This is a genomic window from Actinomadura sp. NPDC048394 (assembly GCF_040651755.1).
Classification (GTDB): Bacteria; Actinomycetota; Actinomycetes; order Streptosporangiales; family Streptosporangiaceae; genus Spirillospora; species Spirillospora montaniterrae.
In genome coordinates this window covers 17,812-36,655 of record NZ_JBEZJL010000045.1, presented here as the reverse complement: position 1 = coordinate 36,655, position 18,844 = coordinate 17,812, and the positions used below count along the sequence as shown (strand labels likewise).

At 75.0% G+C, this 18,844-nt stretch carries 11 protein-coding genes and 1 pseudogene; 8 read left to right on the top strand and 4 right to left on the bottom strand.

What is annotated here, in order from left to right; all coding sequences use genetic code 11:
- Positions 1 to 94: 94 nt before the first annotated feature.
- Positions 95 to 370, bottom strand: a complete 276-nt coding sequence (locus AB0C78_RS29955; RefSeq protein ID WP_360754190.1) for a hypothetical protein — start codon at positions 368 to 370, stop codon at positions 95 to 97.
- 225 nt (positions 371 to 595) lie between these two features.
- Here AB0C78_RS29955 and AB0C78_RS29950 point away from each other — a divergent pair, with 225 nt between their 5' ends.
- From AB0C78_RS29950 to AB0C78_RS29915, 8 genes are all read left to right on the top strand, one after another.
- Positions 596 to 1,003, top strand: coding sequence for a YbaB/EbfC family nucleoid-associated protein (locus tag AB0C78_RS29950; RefSeq protein WP_151547174.1), 408 nt, complete (start codon positions 596 to 598; stop codon positions 1,001 to 1,003).
- Positions 1,000 to 1,302, top strand: coding sequence for a WXG100 family type VII secretion target (locus AB0C78_RS29945; RefSeq protein ID WP_151547173.1), 303 nt, complete (start codon positions 1,000 to 1,002; stop codon positions 1,300 to 1,302). Before AB0C78_RS29950 ends, AB0C78_RS29945 begins: the two co-directional genes overlap by 4 nt.
- 9 nt (positions 1,303 to 1,311) lie before the next feature.
- Positions 1,312 to 12,111, top strand: a complete 10,800-nt coding sequence (locus AB0C78_RS29940) for an ADP-ribosyltransferase (RefSeq protein WP_360754187.1) — start codon at positions 1,312 to 1,314, stop codon at positions 12,109 to 12,111.
- Positions 12,112 to 12,237: 126 nt separating this feature from the next.
- Positions 12,238 to 13,152 carry a hypothetical protein gene (locus tag AB0C78_RS29935; protein WP_360754184.1) on the top strand — a complete coding sequence of 305 codons (915 nt, stop codon included), beginning with the start codon at positions 12,238 to 12,240 and terminating at the stop codon, positions 13,150 to 13,152.
- A 79-nt stretch (positions 13,153 to 13,231) separates the two neighbouring features.
- Positions 13,232 to 14,032 carry a hypothetical protein gene (locus tag AB0C78_RS29930; RefSeq protein ID WP_360754181.1) on the top strand — a complete coding sequence of 267 codons (801 nt, stop codon included), beginning with the start codon at positions 13,232 to 13,234 and terminating at the stop codon, positions 14,030 to 14,032.
- Complete coding sequence (locus AB0C78_RS29925; protein WP_360754178.1) at positions 14,029 to 15,021, top strand: glycohydrolase toxin TNT-related protein; 993 nt, start codon at positions 14,029 to 14,031, stop codon at positions 15,019 to 15,021. Before AB0C78_RS29930 ends, AB0C78_RS29925 begins: the two co-directional genes overlap by 4 nt.
- Positions 15,018 to 16,436 (top strand): glycohydrolase toxin TNT-related protein, encoded by a 1,419-nt coding sequence (locus AB0C78_RS29920; RefSeq protein WP_360754175.1) that lies wholly within the window; start codon positions 15,018 to 15,020, stop codon positions 16,434 to 16,436. Before AB0C78_RS29925 ends, AB0C78_RS29920 begins: the two co-directional genes overlap by 4 nt.
- Positions 16,433 to 17,335 carry a hypothetical protein gene (locus AB0C78_RS29915; RefSeq protein ID WP_360754173.1) on the top strand — a complete coding sequence of 301 codons (903 nt, stop codon included), beginning with the start codon at positions 16,433 to 16,435 and terminating at the stop codon, positions 17,333 to 17,335. Before AB0C78_RS29920 ends, AB0C78_RS29915 begins: the two co-directional genes overlap by 4 nt.
- Positions 17,336 to 17,341: 6 nt before the next feature.
- Here AB0C78_RS29915 and AB0C78_RS29910 read toward each other — a convergent pair whose 3' ends face one another.
- The 3 genes and pseudogenes from AB0C78_RS29910 to AB0C78_RS29900 form a co-directional block, all read right to left on the bottom strand.
- Positions 17,342 to 17,893, bottom strand: a complete 552-nt coding sequence (locus AB0C78_RS29910; RefSeq protein ID WP_360754278.1) for a hypothetical protein — start codon at positions 17,891 to 17,893, stop codon at positions 17,342 to 17,344.
- Between the two features lie 123 nt (positions 17,894 to 18,016).
- Positions 18,017 to 18,112: pseudogene (locus AB0C78_RS29905) on the bottom strand (DUF2510 domain-containing protein); the annotation flags it as partial.
- Positions 18,113 to 18,313: 201 nt separating this feature from the next.
- On the bottom strand, positions 18,314 to 18,835 hold the full coding sequence (locus tag AB0C78_RS29900) for a hypothetical protein (protein WP_360754170.1): 522 nt from the start codon (positions 18,833 to 18,835) through the stop codon (positions 18,314 to 18,316).
- Positions 18,836 to 18,844: the final 9 nt, after the last annotated feature.

The following is an 18,844-nucleotide window of genomic DNA, read 5'->3' as shown; positions in this document are numbered from 1 at the left end:
CGGGCGGGCGACCGCCCGTCCCGCCGCCGCGCGGCCCGCCTTCGCCCGTCCCGCCGCCGCGCGGCCTGCTTTCGCGCGGCCGGCGGACGCGCGGTCAGCCGTCCTGCCGCTGCGCCTCGCGCTTGCGGGCCTGCGCCCGCTCGTAGGACGCGAGCGCCCGCTCGCCGCCCGGCCGCATCTCGAAGCGGATCCCGCGGTCGCCCTCGAACGGCTCCCGGTGGTCGAATCCGCCGGTGTAGATCTCGGCGGGCACCCGGTCGGGGAACGCGTCGCAGTACGGGATCCAGGTGTCCAGCGACGTCTCCGCGTCCGGGTTGGCCCGCTGCTGGAGACGCGCGCACGCGTCACAGATGCTCGGTCTCCTGCGCATGGTCCGGCCGTCCTCTCCGCTGTCCGGTGGCGCCGCCCGCACGCGCCGCCGGCGGCCTCGCCGCAGTGTTCCACACCCGCGGTAACGCGTCCGCGACCTGTCACGATCACCAGTGAACGGGTTGCGACATGAGCGACCAAATCATCATAATGATCGCTCTCTGTGTGTCTGTGATCGTGCGCGGTCGCGGGCTCGTTCAGCTCCCGACGAACAGAGGGGTCCCCTGTGCGCGCTGAATGGCAGGCGCATATCGACGAACTCCTGCAGACCTACCAGGAGAAGCGCCGGCAGATCCAGGAGATGCAGTCCCGGCTGGAGACCATCGAGGCGTCCGCCGAGGCCGCCGACGGCATGGTCCGCGTCAAGGTCGACCGGCAGGGCCGGCTGACCTCGCTGGAGTTCGACCCGCGGGTCTCCCGCAAGCTCGGCAGCGAGGAACTCGCCGAGGCCGTCATGGAGGCGTCCAAGAAGGCGCAGGCCGACGTCGCCGACCAGATGCGCGCCGCGATGCAGGGCCTCGCGCCCGAGGGCGCGTCCGGCGAGGGCGGCGGGTTCGACCTCGCCAAGCTGCTGCCCGAACGGCCCGACGACATCGAGGCGGTCCGCGCCCGCCTCGGGATCCAGCCGAAATGACCTTCGACGGGTACGAGGTCGACACCGAGGACCTCAAGCGCGCCGGCGGCGGCTTCGAGACCAACGCCAACACCCTGCAGCAGATCTTCGACACGCTGAACTCGGCGCTGCAGGCCGAGGGCAAGTGCTGGGGCGCCGACGAGACCGGCCAGCAGTTCGAAGAGGGCTACGGCGAGCCCAGCAAGAACGTCCTGGAGGCCTTCCCCAAGCTCAAGAAGGGGCTGGACGGCATCAAGAAGGGCGTCGACGAGATGGCCAAGGAATACAAGAAGGCCGAAGACGCCTCGAGGCTGAAGTGAGCTGATCCCGTGGGTCTGGAAATCCCCGCCGAGGTCCAGTGGCTGTCGTGGATCGTCGGCTCCGACTGGCCCGAGGGCGACGAGACCGCGATGCGGCGCTGCGCGGACGCCTGGCGCCAGGCCGCCACCTCGATCAACGACCTCGTCGGCGACGTCACCGGCAGCGTCAACGACGTGCGCGGCACCCTCGACGCCGAGGCCGCCGAGAAGTTCCAGAAGAACGTCGAGCAGTGGATCACCACCGATCCGCGGCTGCTGCCGAGCATGGCGGACGCCTGCAACAAGCTCGCCGACGTCATGGACAACGGCGCGCTGGACATCGAGTACGCGAAGTACATGTTCATCGCGCTGCTGATCGTCACCGCGATCGAGATCGCGATGCTGATCGCGGCGGCGTTCGAGACGTTCGGCGCGTCGACGGCGGGGATCCCGGCGGTGGAGGGCGCGGCCCAGGTCACCGCCCGCACGATCTTCAAAGAGCTGATGGAGAAGCTCGGGGAGAAGTTCCTCGGCGCGGTCCTGAAGGGCGCGGCGTTCGGCGCGCTGCAGGGCGGCGGGCTCGACCTGATCGTCCAGGGCGTGCAGATCGCCCAGGGCAACCGGAAGGGCGTCGACTGGGCCAAGACGGGCCAGGCGACCCTGGACGGCGCGATCGGCGGCGCGATCTCCGGCGGCATCGGCTTCGGCGCGGGCAAGATCCCCGGGGTCGGTGACGCGGCCGCGACCCCGCTCGGCAACATGTTCAAGGGCATGGCGCGCGACGGCGTGTCCGAGGCGGTCAGCGGCGTGGCCGGCACGGTCGCCACGTCCGCGATCCACGGCGACCCGCTGAGCTGGGACGCCATCGCCAAGGGCGCCACGTCGGGCGCGTTCGGCGGCGCGGTCGGCGGCGGCAAGGGCGGCCTGACGGAGTTCGACGGCGGGATCCCGGGCGGCGACCCGGCGCCCCCGAACGTCGACCCCACTCCGGTGACCACGCACACCCCCTCGACCGGCGGCGGTTCGGGCGAGGGCGGTTCGGGCGGAGGCGGCTCCGACGGCGGCGGCTCGGGCGGCTCGGGCTCGGGCGGCGGTGGCGGCGGCGGTTCGCACGCCACCGGCGGCGGTGGCGGGGGCGGCGGCTCCTATGACGGCGGCGGCTCCGGCGGAGGTGGCGGCTCCCACGGCGGCGGCGGTTCCCACGACGGCGGCGGCTCGGGCGGAGGCGGCGGCAACCGCATCTCCACCCTGCTCGGCGACAACGGCGGCGGTGGAACGAACCACGGTGTCAGCCTCGCCTCGGCGGCCCCCGAGGGCGGCGGCGGTGGAGGCGGCGGCTCGTCCTCCTCCGGCGGCGGTTCCGGCGGTGGCCTCGGCGGCAGCCCCGGCGCCTTCAGCGGCGGCGGCTCCGGCGGCGCGGACGGCGGCGCCCCGAGCTCCCCCTCGTCCGGCGGCGGACCGAGCGGCGCCGTCCCCATGGGCGGCGGCACGGCACCCGGCGGCGCACCTGCGGGCGGCGGCGCCGTCCCCGCCGGCGGGGCCCCGTCCGCAGGCGGCGGCTCCGGAAGCACCGGCGGCTCGGGCGCGGGCTCTGGCTCGGGTTCCGGCGGCTCGGGTTCCGGCGGCTCGGGCAGCGGCGGCTCGGGCAGCGGCAGCTCGGGCGGTTCCGGTGGCGCTCCCTCCGGCGCCCGCCCAGGTGGCGGCGCGCCCGGCGGTACGCCGGGTTCTCCGGCGGGCGGCAGCCCGTCCACCGGCTCGGGCTCGTCCGGCGGCGGCTCCGGCCGAGGACGTGACGACGCCCCGTCCGGCGGCTCGACCCCGTCCCGCTCCGGCGGCGACGGCCCCACCCCGGGCGACGAGCACACCTCACCGTCCGGCGGCACCACGGACCCGGCAGGCCGCACCGAAGCCCCGGCCGGTGAGCACACCACCCCGTCGCCCACCGAGCACGCCCCGCCCCCGGACGGCGAGCACAGGCCCACGGCGGACGGCGAGGCCCCCACCGGCGGCGACACCACGCCCCCGGCGACCGAGCACACCACGTCGCCCGCAGGCGGCGACCCCACCCCGGAATCGGGCGGCGAGCACACCCGGACCCCGGGCGACGACGCGGCGACCGGCGGCGAGACCACGCCGCCCGCGACCGAGCACACCACGCCGTCCGCCGCCGGCGAGCCCACTCCCACGTCGGGCGGCGAAGCACCGTCCGGTGGCCGCACCGAGGCCCCGGCCGGGGGCACGACCACGCCTCCGGCGAGCGGGAGCACCACGACGCCGACCGGCGGCAGCGGCAGGACGACGTCCGAGGGTGGCGGCACGACGCCGTCCGGTGGCGCCTCCACGCCCTCCAGTGGCGCCTCCACGCCCTCCGGTGAGCACGGCTCCGCCCCGTCCGGCGGCGGCTCCCCGACCGGCGGCGGCGCCGCGTCCGGGGACGGCGGCGGCGCCGCGTCCGGGGACGGCGGCGGCTCCACGCCGACCGGCGGCGGTTCGGAGCCGTCGGACGGCGGAGCGCTGCCCGGCGGCGACCCGTCCGTGCCCGAAGGCGGCGAGGTCCCGCCCACCACCACGTCCGGGACGTCCGACTCGCAGGACGGCGGCCACTCGACCGCCGACCTCCCCGACGCGATGGAGGCGCCCGACCACGGCGGGTCCGACGCGTCGAACGGCCAGTCCGGCATCATCGCGGGCGTGCCCATGCCGATGGGCGGCATGGGCGGGATGGGCGGCGGTTCCGCCCTGCGCGGCGGCGGTGCGTCCGGCGGGTCCGGTGGCACGCGGGTCCGCATGTCCGAGTCCACGTCGCGTTCCCCGCAGGAGCCGGGGAGCCGCGTCCCGAAGCCGTCGCGGCCGGGGGACGGCACCACCGGTACGCCGGGCGAGGACGGCGCGCAGCCGCCGCACGAGACGCCGTCCGGCCCGGGCATGGAGAACGCCCAGCCGCCGCACGAGCAGGCGCCCCCCGGGCAGGAGGACGGCCGGGCTCCGGCCGAGCACACGCCGTCCGACGCGGAGAACGCGCAGCCCGCGCCCGACGCGCCGTCCGGCGACGAGGGCGGCCGGCCCGCGCCGGAGCGTCCCCTCACCGACGACAACACCCCGGCCGACCCCGCCGAACACCCCATCCAGAACCTCGACGACCAGGGCGTCGTCCGGCCGGACGGCCCGCAGGGCGACGCCGCGCCGGGGCCGGAGCACGCGCCGTCCGGCGACGAGGGCGGGCAGCCCGCGCCCGAGCGCCCGCTCACCGACGGCGACCCCGGCGAGCGTCCCATCCAGGACGTCGACGACCAGGGCGTCGTGCGCGGTGACGCGCCGCAGGACGGCGAGCCCGCACCCGGCGAGGGCGGCCCCGCGCGGGAGAGCGACGCGCCGTCGCCGCGGAACGCCGAGCCGGCGGACGGGTCCGGCACGCCGGAGGAGCACCCGAAGCAGGCCGGGACGCCCGGTGAGCACGAGCAGCCGGAGGCGTCCGGCCCGCACGACGGCCAGGGCGACGACGGTACCGGCGACCACGGCGCGGACGACGCGTCCGGCGACGGCGGCGACGGCACCACCCACGACCTCGGGGACGCCGAGCACGAGGCCCGCGAGATCCTGTCGCAGTTCGGCGACGACGCGCCGAGCGTCGACTTCACGTCCCACCCGATCGACCCGGCGGCCGCCGCCGAGATCAACCGGGCCCTCGGCCGGCTCGCCGCCGACTACCCCGGCACGATGCAGCGGCTCAACCGCATCGAGTCGATCCAGATGCCGCCCAACGAGAGCGACACTCTCGCCTACGCCCGGACGGGCGGCCCTGACCAGGGCATCTACATCAACGACGACGCGTTCGGCGACAACGCGGCGCGCAACGCGGAGGGCGCCGACGAGGAGGCGGACGGCTTCACCGTCCCCGGCGGCGGGTCGACCGAGGGCGTGTTCACGCACGAGTTCGGGCACCAGCTCGGGCAGCGGCTCCTGAACGACCCGGTGATGCGGGCCGAGCTGAACAAGGCGATCTCCGACGCGCTCGGCGTCCCCTACGACGCCACGCAGCCGCACGACGCGGCCATGAAGACCCGTATCGAGAACGCGCTGTCGCAGTACGGGGCGACCAACCCGCACGAGCTGATGGCGGAGGCGTTCACCGAGCACCGCCTCGCCGAGAACCCGCGCGCGCTCGCCCGGGCCGTCGGCGACGTGATGGACCGCCACTTCCGCGGCGAGGCGCCCGCGAGCACCCCGTCCGCGAATGACGGCGGTACTCCGGGCAACCGCGTCTCCCACGACGGCACGCCCGGCAGCGACCGAGGCACGCCCGAAGGCACCCCCGGCACCGACCGAGGCACGCCCGAAGGCACGCCCGGCACCGACCGGGGCACGCCCGAGGGCGCGCCGCGGACCGGCGACGGCACCACCGATCCGTCCCGCGCCCCGCATGACCAGGGCACGGGCGAGGGGACGCCTCGCCACGACGACGGCCAGATGCGCCCGGACGACGGCCGTCCGCGCACCAACGAGACCGAACCGGGCCAGGGCGAGACCCCGCCCCGCCACGACAGCGGGCAGCTCCCCACGGACGACGGCCGCCCGCACGAGAGCGGCCCCGGCCGCGGCGAGGAGCCCCCGGGCTACGACGGCGGCGAACGCCGTCCGGCCGGCGACGAGACCGAACCGCGCCCCGACGAGGGACGCCCGCGCACCAACGACACCGAACCCCGCCCGGACGACGGCCGTCCGCGCACCAACGAGACCGAGCCGGGCCGCGGCGAGGCCCCGCCGCGCCACGACAGCGGCGAACTCACCCCCGGAGAACGCCGCCCGGCCGGCGAGACCGAGCCCCACCCCGGCGGGCGGGCGCCCGGCGAGGACGGCCCGCAGTTCCGGCGGTCCCGCCCCGGTGAGGACGGGTCCGACCCCGCCGGCGGCGACGGCGCGAACCCGCCGCCCGACACGCCGTCCGGCACGTCGCCCGACGAGCCCCGCATGCCGCACCAGCAGGCCGAATGGGACCCGCCGCAGGACGTCCACGACAGGTCGATCGACCTCGACCCCACCCAGCGGGTGGTGGACGCGGACGGCCTGCTGCCCAACTCGCGCTATACCGTGAACGAGGTCGGCCCGGACGGCCGCAGGACCCCGCGCAGCGTCGCCTACACCGACCGCAACGGCGAGGTCAGCCACGTCACGAACTACACCTCGGACGAGCCCGGCGCCCGCGTCGTCCCGCCGAACGACAACGTCGACGTCACGCGCCCGGAGCCGGGCGTCACGCACCGGGTCGACCTCGGCCATGTGAACCCGCACGTCTTCACCGGCGAGGAGAACGCCCACGGGCAGGGCTCGGCCCCGTCCGCCGTCCGGTTCGACCCGCCCGCCGACGCGACGCCGCACCCGTGGCCCGGCAGGTACGACCCCAGCACGCAGGGCCCCTTCAGCAACCAGCCGGACCTGCCCAGGAACGCGCGCATCGAGGTCACCGGCCCGGACGGCAAGCTGCACGGCGTCTTCTGGACCGACCGCGAAGGCAACATCACCCACGTCCGGACCTGGTACGGCGACAAGACGCGCGGCTTCAACCCCGAGCTCGGCGACAGCACCCGGACCACCGCGCAGGACATCCCGAAGCCGAACACCCACTACCTGATCGAGCCGCACGACCGGTTCGAGGTGACCAACCCGAGCCGCCTCGACCCGCCCGACGCGGCCCGCCACGGCGACTTCACCGACAACGGCGTCGAGCCGGGCACGTTCATGTACCACACGGACGAGCACGGCCAGGCGGACACGGCCACCGGGCGCCCCGAGTACGACGCGGGCCACAAGCAGCGCAACGAGGGCGTGCAGACCGACGTCGGCCACATCGGCGGCGGCAGCCCCGCCACGGCCTCGTCCAACCACCCGGGCGAGTACCCCGGCGGGTCCTTCGACGGCGGCCACATCTTCCCGCACGAGGGACGCGGCCCCGGCGAGCGGATCAACTACTTCCCGCAGGAGAGCAAGACCAACCGCGGGAACAGGGGCGCCGACTTCGAGCCCAGCGAGAGCTGGCGCCGCTCCTTCGAGGCGCACCTGCACTCCCAGCACCGGGCCGGGCACACGATCGACCGGATCGACTTCTTCCCCGAGCCGAACGGGGACCACGTCACGCCCGAGGTCGTCCACGTCCGCTGGACGGAGACCGTCCCGAGCCCGATCCCGGGCGGGGAGCCGACCGTCTACACGCACTACCGGAGCTACCACAACCTGGAGCCGAACCTCCGCAACGGCGGTTCCCCGGGCGGCCCCACTCCCCCGACGGGCAACGGCCCCGCGACGGGCGGCGGCTCCCAGCCGCCGGCGCACCCGGGCGGGTCGGACGCGCCGCAGCCCCGCATGCGCGGCCCGCGCCCCGAACCAGGCGACCAACGCGTCGCCGGCCGCGACCCGTCCTCGACCCCCGAACCGTCGACCCCCCAACCACGCCCGGAGCCGTCCAGCACCGAACCGCGTGCCGGCGAGCCGTCAGGTTCCGAGCCGCACGCTGCCCAGCCGCGCTCCGCCGAGCCGTCGAGCACCGAACCGCACACGCCCGACCCTCGCGGAACCGAACCGTCCGGCACCGAGCCGCGGGCGGGCGAGCCGTCCAGCGCGGACCCGCGCACGGCCGCACCACGCGAGACCGAGCCGTCCGGCACCGAACCGCGCCCGGGTGAGCCGCGGGCGGGTGAGCCGTCCGGGGTTGAGCCGCGGGAGGCCGGGCCGGGAGCCCGTGGGACGGAAGAGCGGCCCGGTTCCGAGGCGGCGACGACGCCGGAGGCGTCGCGTCCGGACGCTCGGTCGCATTACGGCTGGTACGAGTCGGAGTCGCCGAGCACGGCGCCCAGGCCCGAGGCGGGTGCCGGGAGTCCGGGACGGTCGTCCACGGTCGGCTCGCCGGGGCCGCATCGGACGGAGGGCGCCGCGGGTTCCGCGAGCCGGTCGCCGGAGACGGCGCGTCCCGGGGAGGCTCCTCGGGGCGAGAGCGCGGTTTCGCCTGGCGGCGAAGGCGTTCGCCCGGACGCCGCGCGTCCTGAAGGCACCCCTCGCGCGGAAGACGTCGCCCCCGGCACGGACGCCGCTCCAAGGGCGGCGGACGCGCGTCCGGAGACCGAGAGCGCGCCGTCCCCGAGTGACGCGGGACGCGGCGAGGGCCCGGTGCGGCTGGAGAACGAGGCGTCCGCACCGCATCCGGACGCGCAGCCGCGGTCGCGGGGGCCGGCGGAGCCGGAGGGCGAGCGGCCCCGCACCGCCGATCCGGAGCTGATGCGCCGGATCCAGGAGAACGAGCAGATCCGGCAGGTCGTCGACCAGGCGCGCGACACGGTCGTCAACGACCGCGGCGACCGGCTCGGCGACCTCCTGGACGACGACCTGCGCAACCGGCTGCCGGACCATCCGGAGCTGGCGCGGATCATCGAGGGGAACGGACCACCGCCGCTGACCCGCGCGGAGCAGGCGCTCCACGACTCGCTGCTGGCGAGGCCGCGGACGCTGCACAGCCTGCTGACCCACCCGGAGGCCGTCCACGTCCTGGAGGAGTCGATCCGGGAGGTGAACGAGCGAGGTCCGGACGCGGTCCTGGCCGACGGGCCCGCGCAGCCCGTCCGGACGCCGCTGGAGGACTGGCAGCGGGAGATCAGCGACCGGGTCATCGGCGAGATCGGCACCTCGAAGGCGCCGGGCCAGCCCGGGTTCGATCATGAGGCGCTGGCGGAGGAGCGGGCGAGAGCCGGTGAGGGCCGGCCGATCCCGAAGGACAGCCCGCTGGTCAACGACTACCTCGACGACCTGTACCGGGCGGCGGAGGAGCAGCGCGGCACTCTGCACGACGTCCTGCGCGATCTGGCGAACGAGCCGGACGACGCGAAGATGCGGCCGGGCGCCAAGGACCGGGTGCGCGCCCTCGACAAGATCATCAACGAGAACAACGGCGACGCCTCCACGCTGAACGACCTGCTGGGCGGCAAGGTCCAGTTCGACAGCGTCGCGGACCTGTACCGCGCGCTCGACCGCGTCCAGGACGTGACGCGGCGGCACGGCGTCGACGTGGTGTCGATCAAGGACCGGCTGCGCAGCCCGCAGCCGAGCGGCTACCGCGACATCCGGATGACGGTGCGGATGCCGAACGGGCACATCGGCGAGCTGCGCCTGCATCTGCGGTCGTTCGACGCCGTCGCCGACCACGAGCATTCGCTGTACGAGGTCTCGCGGGACCTGCCGAACGTCGCCGACGAGCAGGCCGCGCGGGGCGCGCGCGAGCCGGGGCTGACGAACGAGGAGCGGGCCGTCGTGGAGGCGGTCAACCGGCGCCTCAACGAGCAGTTCAAGGACGCCCTGGACCAGGCGCTGCCGCCGCACCTGCGGAGCACGCCCGGGGAGGAGCCGCCGGAGCCGCAGCACCGCGACGCGGGGCCGCAGCACGCGCCGTCCGAAGGCCACGCGCCTTCCGAGGGCCACGCCCCATCCGAAGGCCACGCGCCGCCGGACCACGGGGCGCACGAACCCGCGGAAGGCACCCACGAGGGCGAGCAGACCCACGAGGGCGAGCACGACCCCGCGGAGCCGGGCGAGACCGCGATCCCGGCGGACCTGCCGCCGCACCTGCACGAGGTGTTCCGCGGCAGCGACGAGACCCCGGCGGGCCGGTCGTTCCACGACCCGTCCGACCCGGCGATGCGCGACCTGGCGCAGCGGGTCCCGGCGGACCCGCACCGGTTCGTGGTGGACGGGCACGGCGACGCGGACGGGCTGCGGCTCGGCGGCGGGCGCCGGCTCGGCGCGGACGACCTCGCCGACCTGATCCGCAACGACCCGAACTGGAACGGCCGCGAGGTGCTGCTGCTGTCCTGCCACACCGGCGACGGCGAGTTCGCCGCCCGGCTGGCCGAGCGGCTCGGCGTCCCGGTCGTGGCGCCGCACGGCCTGGCCTGGTCGGACGGCGACGGGAACGTGTACGCCTCGTCCGGCCATCCGGACGCGGACGGGCAGGTCCGGCCGGGCCTGCCGCCGGACGGCTCGTGGACCGCGCATCACCCCGACGGCACTACCGCGCCCGCGGGCGAGGGCGGCTACGCCCCCGGCCACCGGGGCGGGGACGACGCGCACTCGCGCGGCGACGCGGAGGCGCGCGGGCTGCGGGACTGGTTCCGGCGCCGCCGCGACCCCGAACCGCCCGCCGGCAACGGCTGGAACGGCGGCCCGCCGCACACCGGGCACGCAGGGCACACCGGGTACGCCGATCCGCGCCGTCCGGCGCCGGGCTACGGCGCCCCGCACACCCCGTACAACCCGGCGGCCCATCCCGGCGCGACGCCGGCCGCCCACCCTGGGGCCACCCCCGCCGCGCACCCCGGTGCAACGCCGGGCGTCCACCCGGGCGTCCACGCAGGCGCGAACCCCAACGTCCACCCCGGAGCCACGCCGGCGGCGCACCCCGGAGCCCATCCGGGTGCGACTCCGGGCGTGCACGCCGGAGCCAACCCGGTCGCGCACCCGGGTGCCGCTCCGGGCGGTGCTCCCGGTGTCCGGCCTGGGGCGAACCCCGGCGCGGGCCCCGGTGGACGCCCCGCCGCCCATCCGGGGACGGCTCCGGGCGGCCGTCCGGCCGCGGGTCCCGGCGTCCCGCCGAACGCGCGTCCCGCCGCGCACACCGGCACCGCGCCCGGCGCCCGTCCCGGCACGACACCGCCCGCGCACCCGGGCGCGCACCCCGGCACCAGCCCGGCCGCGCGCCCAGGAACGCACCCGGGCGCGGCCCCCGGCACCCACCCCGGAGCACACCCCGGCACCCCCGCCGGAGCACACCCCGGAACACATCCCGGAACACATCCGGGCACCCACCCGGGCGTGCATCCCGGCGCCCACAACCCCGCCGCCGGTCATCCCGCGGCGCACCAGCCGGGCGAGCACGCGCATCCCGGCGGGCCGCACCACCAGGAGATCGGGCACGTCGACTCGGACACGGTCCGCCGGTTCGACAGCGACCACGACGGCGAGCTGTACGGGGAGACGCGCCTCGGGCACGTGTTCCAGCAGCTCCCGCCGCATCTCCAGCAGGCGGTGCACTGGTACACGGTGCAGTCGATGCCGAACCCGCACCTGCGGCCCGGCGCGGACGTCGGCCGGTACCTGAACCAGGTGCGGCTGGAGGAGAACTACGCGCGGCACCTGACGTACCTGAACGGCGGCCGCATGCCGGTCGACTCGCATGCGCTGAACGCGATGTGGCGCCGTCCGGACCTGACGGACTACCAGCGGCAGATCGTCCAGTACGTCCTGTCGCATGAGAGCCCCGAGCTGCGGCTGCAGGAGATCTGGCGGCAGCACCAGGATCACGAGCGGCTGAGCCAGTACCTCGGCGGGGAGCCGACGCCGGAGGCGTTCTGGCGGCGGATCGCCGAGCTGGACCAGGCGCTGCACCAGCCGCTGCTGGAGCCGGTCGAGACGGTCCGCGGCCTGCACGACGTGTCGTTCCTGCTCGCCCCGGACGGCACGCCGCTCGGGAACCGGGACCCGCGGATGCTGATCGGTATGACGCAGACGGAGCCGGGCTACATGTCGACCTCGCTCGGGGTGAACCCGACGGTGGTGGACGGGAACCCGTTCGAGTTCCGGATGCGGATGCGGCTGCCGGAGGGCGCGCACGGGCTCTGGATGGGCACCCGCAGCGCCTATCCGGACCAGCGGGAGCTGATCCTGCCCCGAGGCACCCGATATCGCATCACGAACGTCGTCCATACTGGATTCACCTGGACGCAGACCAGGGACGGCGGCTGGGTGCAGCGGCCCACGTTCGACATCTGGGCGGACGCGCATCCGCCCCGCTGACGCCCCGCGCAGGGGACGCGCACAGGGGACGCGGCGCGAACGGACACGGCGCCAACGGGACACGGCGTGACCAGGACGCCGCGCAGATAACGGGACGGCCATGCAGATTCGGAAGGGACAGATGCCATGAGCACCCCGCCTCACCCGGGCGGTAACAGCGGGTTCCCGGGCATGCCCTGGCCTCCCGACCCTTCGCGGCCGCTGCCGTCCCCGGGCGGTGCGCACGACCCGCTGGACCTGCCGCCCGCGCCGGCGCTGCCGGGGGAGCCGGTCCCGCCGCCGGAGAGCTACGAGCGCTCCACCCGGCAGCGGGTGCTCTACCTGCCGGTCATGGCAGGCGGTGATCTCCTCGGCTACCTGTGGGCCGCCGAGAGCAACACCAAGGCGTGCGGGTTCATCCGCAACCTGGCGTTCTTCGAGCGCAGCCTGGACGCATCGTCGCTGTGGAACCGGCGGCTGGACCAGTCCTACGGCGAGGGCCTGCCCGCGCAGGACGCGGTGCGCCGGTGGCGCGGCGCCCCGGAGGACCCGGAGGGCGGCGCGATCCCGGCGGACGCGCAGGAGCAGTGGGCGCAGAGCCTGAGCGAGCTCGGCGCGTCGCTGAACCCGGACGCCCCGCGCTCGCCCGGCCCGCTCGTCCAGGACGGCCTGTACCCGGACGGGACGCCGGCGGACCGGTCGAAGGGGTGGGGGCCGCTGGTCAGCGCCCCGATGCCGGCGTATCCGGAGGAGACGGCGGGGCCGGTCGTGCACCTGCCGGTGGTGCTGGGCGGGAACCTCGTCGGGTACGTGTGGGCGGCGGTGTCCGGCGACGCGGCGGGCTACCTGCGGCGCGTCCCGGCGGGCCGGGCCGGGGAGATCGCGACCGGGCTGTGGAAGGCGCGGCTGTCGGACGCGTTCGAGGCGGGCGTCCACGCCGTGCAGGCGATCCGGGCGTTCCGGGGGCTGCCGGAGGACCACCTGTCCGGCACCGTCCCGGCGGACGCGGCCGAGCAGCAGGCCTCGGGCCTGGCCGACCTGCGGCGGCTGGCGGAGCAGTGACCACCCGCCCCTGCCTGCGGCGACGCCGCCCTATCCTCGGACCGAACCCCCTTGTTCGTCGTAACGGAGATCGACTGCAATGAGCCCGGCGAGGAAGACACATCCGCGCTACTTCACCTATAACGAGCGGCCGGTCGTCTTCGTGGAGCCGCCGGGCGGCGGGCTGGACTGCGTGGCCTGCACGCCCTGGGCGGGCGACTTCGTGCGGGAGATGCGCTACTTCAGCGAGATCAACTTCAACCGCGACGCCGACATCGAGGAGCTGCCGTTCGAGGACTTCGTGCCGGCGGTGGAGCTCTTCCGGGCGCGCAACGGGCTCGGCGAGGGCGCGGTGAAGGCCCTGTACGAGACCATGGTCGCCCTGGAGAAGACCGCCGAGCAGGAGCGCCGCCCGCTGAGCGCGGAGGAGCGGGCGCTGATCCGCTCGATCGGCAAGCGGACGCATCCGATGTTCGAGGAGTACCTGAGCGGGCGCGGCCTGGCGGGGACGCCGCCGCCGGTGCCCGCCGCGCTGCGGGTCGCGCGGGTCTTCGACGAGGTCGGCGCCGACGGCACCCCCCGCTACGACCGGCCGCCCGTCCCGGAGCACGAGCGGGACGCGCTGCTGCGCTACCTGCGGGAGGCGCCGATCGTGCTGGCGGCGCGCGGCTACGACACCGACCGGCTCGATCCGGCGCGTCCCGCCGAGGTGCCGCTGACGTACCACACCGACGGGACGTGGATCTGGCCCGGCGCGGTGCACTACTACCTGCGGGTGCACGGCGTCCCGCCGGAGCCGCGCCTGGTCGGGTACGCGTCCGCCGAGAACTTCCGGGTCCCGGAGGTGGACGAGCAGACCCGCGCCGAGGCCGTCGCGACGATCAACCGGCCCGCGGAATGACCGGCGACCCGTCCGGCCTCCCGCAGGACGAGCACGACCTGACGGGCGCGCTCGCGCCCGAGAGCCCGATCCTGTTCTACCGGGCCCGCCGCCTCCTCGGCGACTGGACCCGGGACGGCGCCGCCCGCTTCCGGGTCGGGCGCCTGGAGGACGGCTGCTGGTCGGTGCTGCGCGGCGAGGAGGGCTGGCGGTCCGTCCGCACGGACGGCGACCGTCCCGCCGCAAGCGAGGCCCACGAGACGGCCCGCGACGGCGAGGCCTACGAGACGCCCCGCGCCGCCGTAACGCACGAGACGGCCCGCGCCGCGGCAACGCACGAGACGGCCCGCGACGCCGTGGCGCACGCGGTCGGCGGCGTGCTCACCGAGGCGGGCACCGGCCTCAACCCGAAGATCTTCCAGATGGCGGGGATCATCCGCCCGGGGCCGGACGACCGCACCGACCGGGGCCCGTGGTACCTCACCGAGACCGGCGAGCGGCTGCGGGCCGAGTCGGAGGACGCGCCCCGGCCGGGTCCCGAGGTGCCGTGCGTCCCGCTGGAGCGCCTGCTCGGCCGCGAGCGCGGCTACTTCACGCTGCGCCGCGAGCCCGCCCCGGAACGCGGCGGGTTCGTGACCGTCCACCGGGTGTTCGAGCTGGCCGCCCGCGACCAGCTCCCCGGTGACCCCGGCGAGCCCGCCGGGACGCTCCCGGAGGGCACCGTCCTCGACGGGTACGGCGCCACCGACCAGGTGTTCCTGTACGAGCCCGGCACACCGTTCCACAAGCGCGGCATCCAGGGCATGCCCGAGATGTACGAGCACCGCTTCTACGAGGTCCGGCGGCCGCTGCGCGTCCACCCCGCCTTCCCGCTCGAGCACACGATCGTCGCCCGCGGGCGGACGACCGGCACCGGCCGCGGCTTCTACCTCGTCGACTCCGTGGCCGACCTCCTGAGGGACGGCCGCCTGGCCGAGGCCACCGGACCGCGCGAGGAGACCGCACCATGACCCCGGAGGACGAGAAGGCCCACCTCCAAGGCCTGATCGACGAGGTCGTCCGGCTGCTCGGCGGCGGCTGGCGCGACGCCCGGCTCGCCTACCGCGCCGTCGGCGGCCACGAGGTGATCGGGCTCACCGGCCACGAGGACGGCTCCGCGCCCGGCGCCGTCGCCCGCGCCGCGCGGCTCGTCCCGGGCACCGCGATCCCCGCGCTGCTGCGCCGCCACCGGGAGATGACCTACCACCCCGACTACGGCGCCTGGCTGTCCCTCACGTACACCATCTGGAACCGTCCGGACGGGCCGGAATGGGGGGTCGAGGCCGACCAGCCCGACGAGTTCGCCTGGACGGACGAGATCGCCCCGGCCGACGCCGCCGCCGAACTCGCCCGGTTCCCCCGTCCCGACGCGTACGTCCCCGGCTGGCTGGGCCACCTCAACGCCCTGCACGCCGCCGGAGAGGCGTTCGATCCGGACGCTCTCCGCGCGGCCCCGCAGGACGAGGACGACCTGACCCGGCAGCTGCCGCCCGGCCTGGAATCCCTGTTCGCGCGGGCCCGCGAGAAGCTCGCCGCCTACGTCCCGGGCGTCGACCGCCTCCGCGTCGGGACCGTCGCCGACGGCTGCTGGACGATCGCCCGCACCGGCGGCGCGTGGCTCGCCATCGGGCCCGACGCGTCCGTCCGGCCCTTCGACGACCCGCGCGCCGCCACCGTCCACGCGATGGCCGGCGTCATGGCGGGCGCGGACCTGGAGATCAACAGCCAGGTCCTGCACGCCGCCGGGATCATCACCAGGCAGCGCTCCCCGCGCAAGAAGCAGGACGCGTGGAACCTCGCGGCGGACACCGGCTCGCCGGTCACCCGCACCTACTCCTCGCCCCGCCCCTCCGCACCCGGCCCGTACGTCGCCCTGGAGGGGATGGCCAACCGGCCCGGCGGCTACTTCGTCTGCTTCCCCGGCCCGGCCCCCGAGCACGGCCCGTACGCCTCCGTCCACGAGATCTGCGGCCTGCTCGCCGCGACCGGCCTCCCGCACCCGGCCCCCGCCGCCGAACCGGAACCCTCAGCGCCGGCCCCCGAGCCGCCGAGCGAGACCCTCCCGGCGGGCAAGGAGGTCGACACCTACCACGACCCCGCCGACCGGTTCGTCTTCGAGATCGGCACGCCCTGGCTGCGCCGCGGCCACAACAACCTGCACGGGCTCACCTACCGGGTGTACCGCGTCCAGAAGCCGCTCCGCGCCTACCCCGTCCTGTTCGAGGTCGGCCCGATCGGCTCCAGCACGCCCCCGGAGGAGACCGGGATGGGCTATAACCTGGTCCACCCGATCGCCGACCTCGTCGCGTCCGGCCACCTCGTCGAGATCACCGGGCCCGGCGGCGAGCCCGGCCCCACCGTCCACCGGCCAGAGGAGCAGCCATGACCCAGCCCGCCGGTCCGGCCCCCGGCCGCGGCCCCCTCCCCTACGACCAGGCCCGCTACCAGGAGCTCACCCGCGGCATCGCGGTGCTGCTGGCGCAGGCCGCCCCCTCCGGCTGGCGCCGCGTCGACCTGCGGATCATGATGACGGTCGCGGTGTCGGACGCCGCGCTGACCGTCGCGATGGACGACGGCACCACCCGCCCCACCGAGATGCCCCGCGACATCCTCGACATGGCCGCCGAGCTCCGCTCCATCATGTACCGGCAGGACCGCGGCACCTGGCTGAGCATGCGCGTCATGCTCGACCCGCCCGGCTCCTACTACACGAGCTTCAACAACGACTACGACCCGCACTGGGAACCCGAGATCCCGGACGACGCCTACGCGCAGGACCTCGCCGCGTTCCCCCGCGCCGAGGAGAACATCCCCGGCTGGCTGCGCGCCCGCACGGGCCGCCCGGAACTGCCGCCCGAGCCCGTCCAGCCCCTCGGCCCCGTCGAGCAGAAGGACCTCCTCGAGGACGTCACCTCACTGCTCGTCGACGCGCTCCCCGCCGGCTGGCAGCAGGCCGACGTCTACCACAACGCCCTCGGCTCCCACGCCGAGACCGTCTCGCAGCTCCTCATGTGCAACACCCACATGCCCCGCCTGTGGACGCCGCCGCCCGCCGCCGACGCCCTGTTCGGCCGCCTCCGCCGCGGCATGTACGCCGACGGCCTCGGCACCTGGTTCACCGCCCGCTTCCTGCTGACCTTCCCGTTCTCCTACCAGGTCGAATACACCCGCGACACCGAACCGCGCTGGAAGACCCGCCCGGAGCCGTCCGCCTACGCCGAGGACCTCGACCTGTTCCCCCGCACACCCGACAACACCCCGGCCTGGCTCCACCCCCGCACCTGACCCGCGTCAGCGCTTCAGGGCGTCGAAGATCCGCGGCAGGAGCATCACGTTCTGGTTCTGCTGCGGCACCCGCAGGATCGGCTTGGCCGCGCCCCGCGCGTGGACGAAGTACCAGCCCTTGTCGAACGTGACGCCCTCGATGCCGTCCCAGCCCCGCGACACGTTCCCGCCGACGAACCCGTTCCGGTTGATCCGCACCTTGCCGACGTCCACCGTCTGCCCCGCCTCCACCGCGGCGAGGAACTGCCGCAGCAGCCGCGGCTCCACGTACGTCCTGGACAGGTCGACGAGGAACTGCCAGTCCGACGGCGGCGTGTTCGCCCGCAGCCCCGTCTCCTCGAACGCGATGCCGGGCGCCTCGTTGACGGGGAAGAACCCGATCTCGAAGTGGTAGTCCGTCGACGTGTGGACGCTGCCGATGTTCAACGGCCCCCGCATCCTCGTCTGCACCGCCGTGTACCCGACGAACTCCGCCTTCGCCAGCTCGATCGTCGTCCCGTCCCAGGTGATCGCATGCGAGTCCGCATGCAACTCGACCCCGTACCGAGTCTTATGCAACCCAGCAGCCTGCTGAGGCGCCCCCTGCGAGCCCTGCTGAGGCGCGCCCTGCTGAGGCGGGCCCTGCTGAGGCATGGCCTGCTGAGGCGCGACCTGCTGAGGCATGGCCTGCTGAGGCTGAGCGGGCGTCGCATTGACGTGCTCGGTCCACTGCGTCCCGTCCCACCAGCGGTGCCCTCCCCCGCCGTAGGGGTCCGCGTACCACCCGGCCTGAGTCACGATCCACACCTCCCGGCAAACCCACCAACCGCCCCGAACATATCCGCTCCCGCCCGAGCATCCAGCCCCCTCCCCCAAGCCGCCCCCCTGCGCCCACAACCACCCGCGTGCCCAGAGCCTCCACACGGCTGCACACCGTCCGCCGACCGCTCTACCGCCGCAACGGCACAAGCAGAAGCCGTTTAATTCGCCGCTGATCAACTACGCATGGTATTTGCGCATTACGTCCTGGGCGAGCCGCCGGAAGTCCGCTTCATGAAGTTCCGGGCAGGTCGAAGGACATACTTTGACGGAGTCGACCGGGACATAATTGATCCATACAATGACATTGTCATAGCGAAGCGCAATGTGCATGTACCAGTAACTACCGTAATACCACTCCCATATTTCATCCACCTTGCCGATCTTCGCCTGCGGGGTGCGAACGAAGGCCTTCGGCGTCATGTAGTCGGCGACGGCGCGGTCGGCGCGCCGCTCCCCGTCGACGTTCCCCTTGTCGGAGAACCTTTGAACCTTGACCATCAGGTCTTCGTGGCCATGCGTCCAAGAACACACAGCGGTGTCCTTGCCGAGCGACCGGCCCTTATTGGCGGGGTCAGGCACCAAGAGCTGGGCATCCTTGGCGGGGACGAGGGAGCACGAATCCGTTACCCTTCCGGCGCGGTCCACCAGCCACCACCCCACCACGGCGACCGCCAGAAGGATCCCAACAGTGACGATCACGCCCGTCCG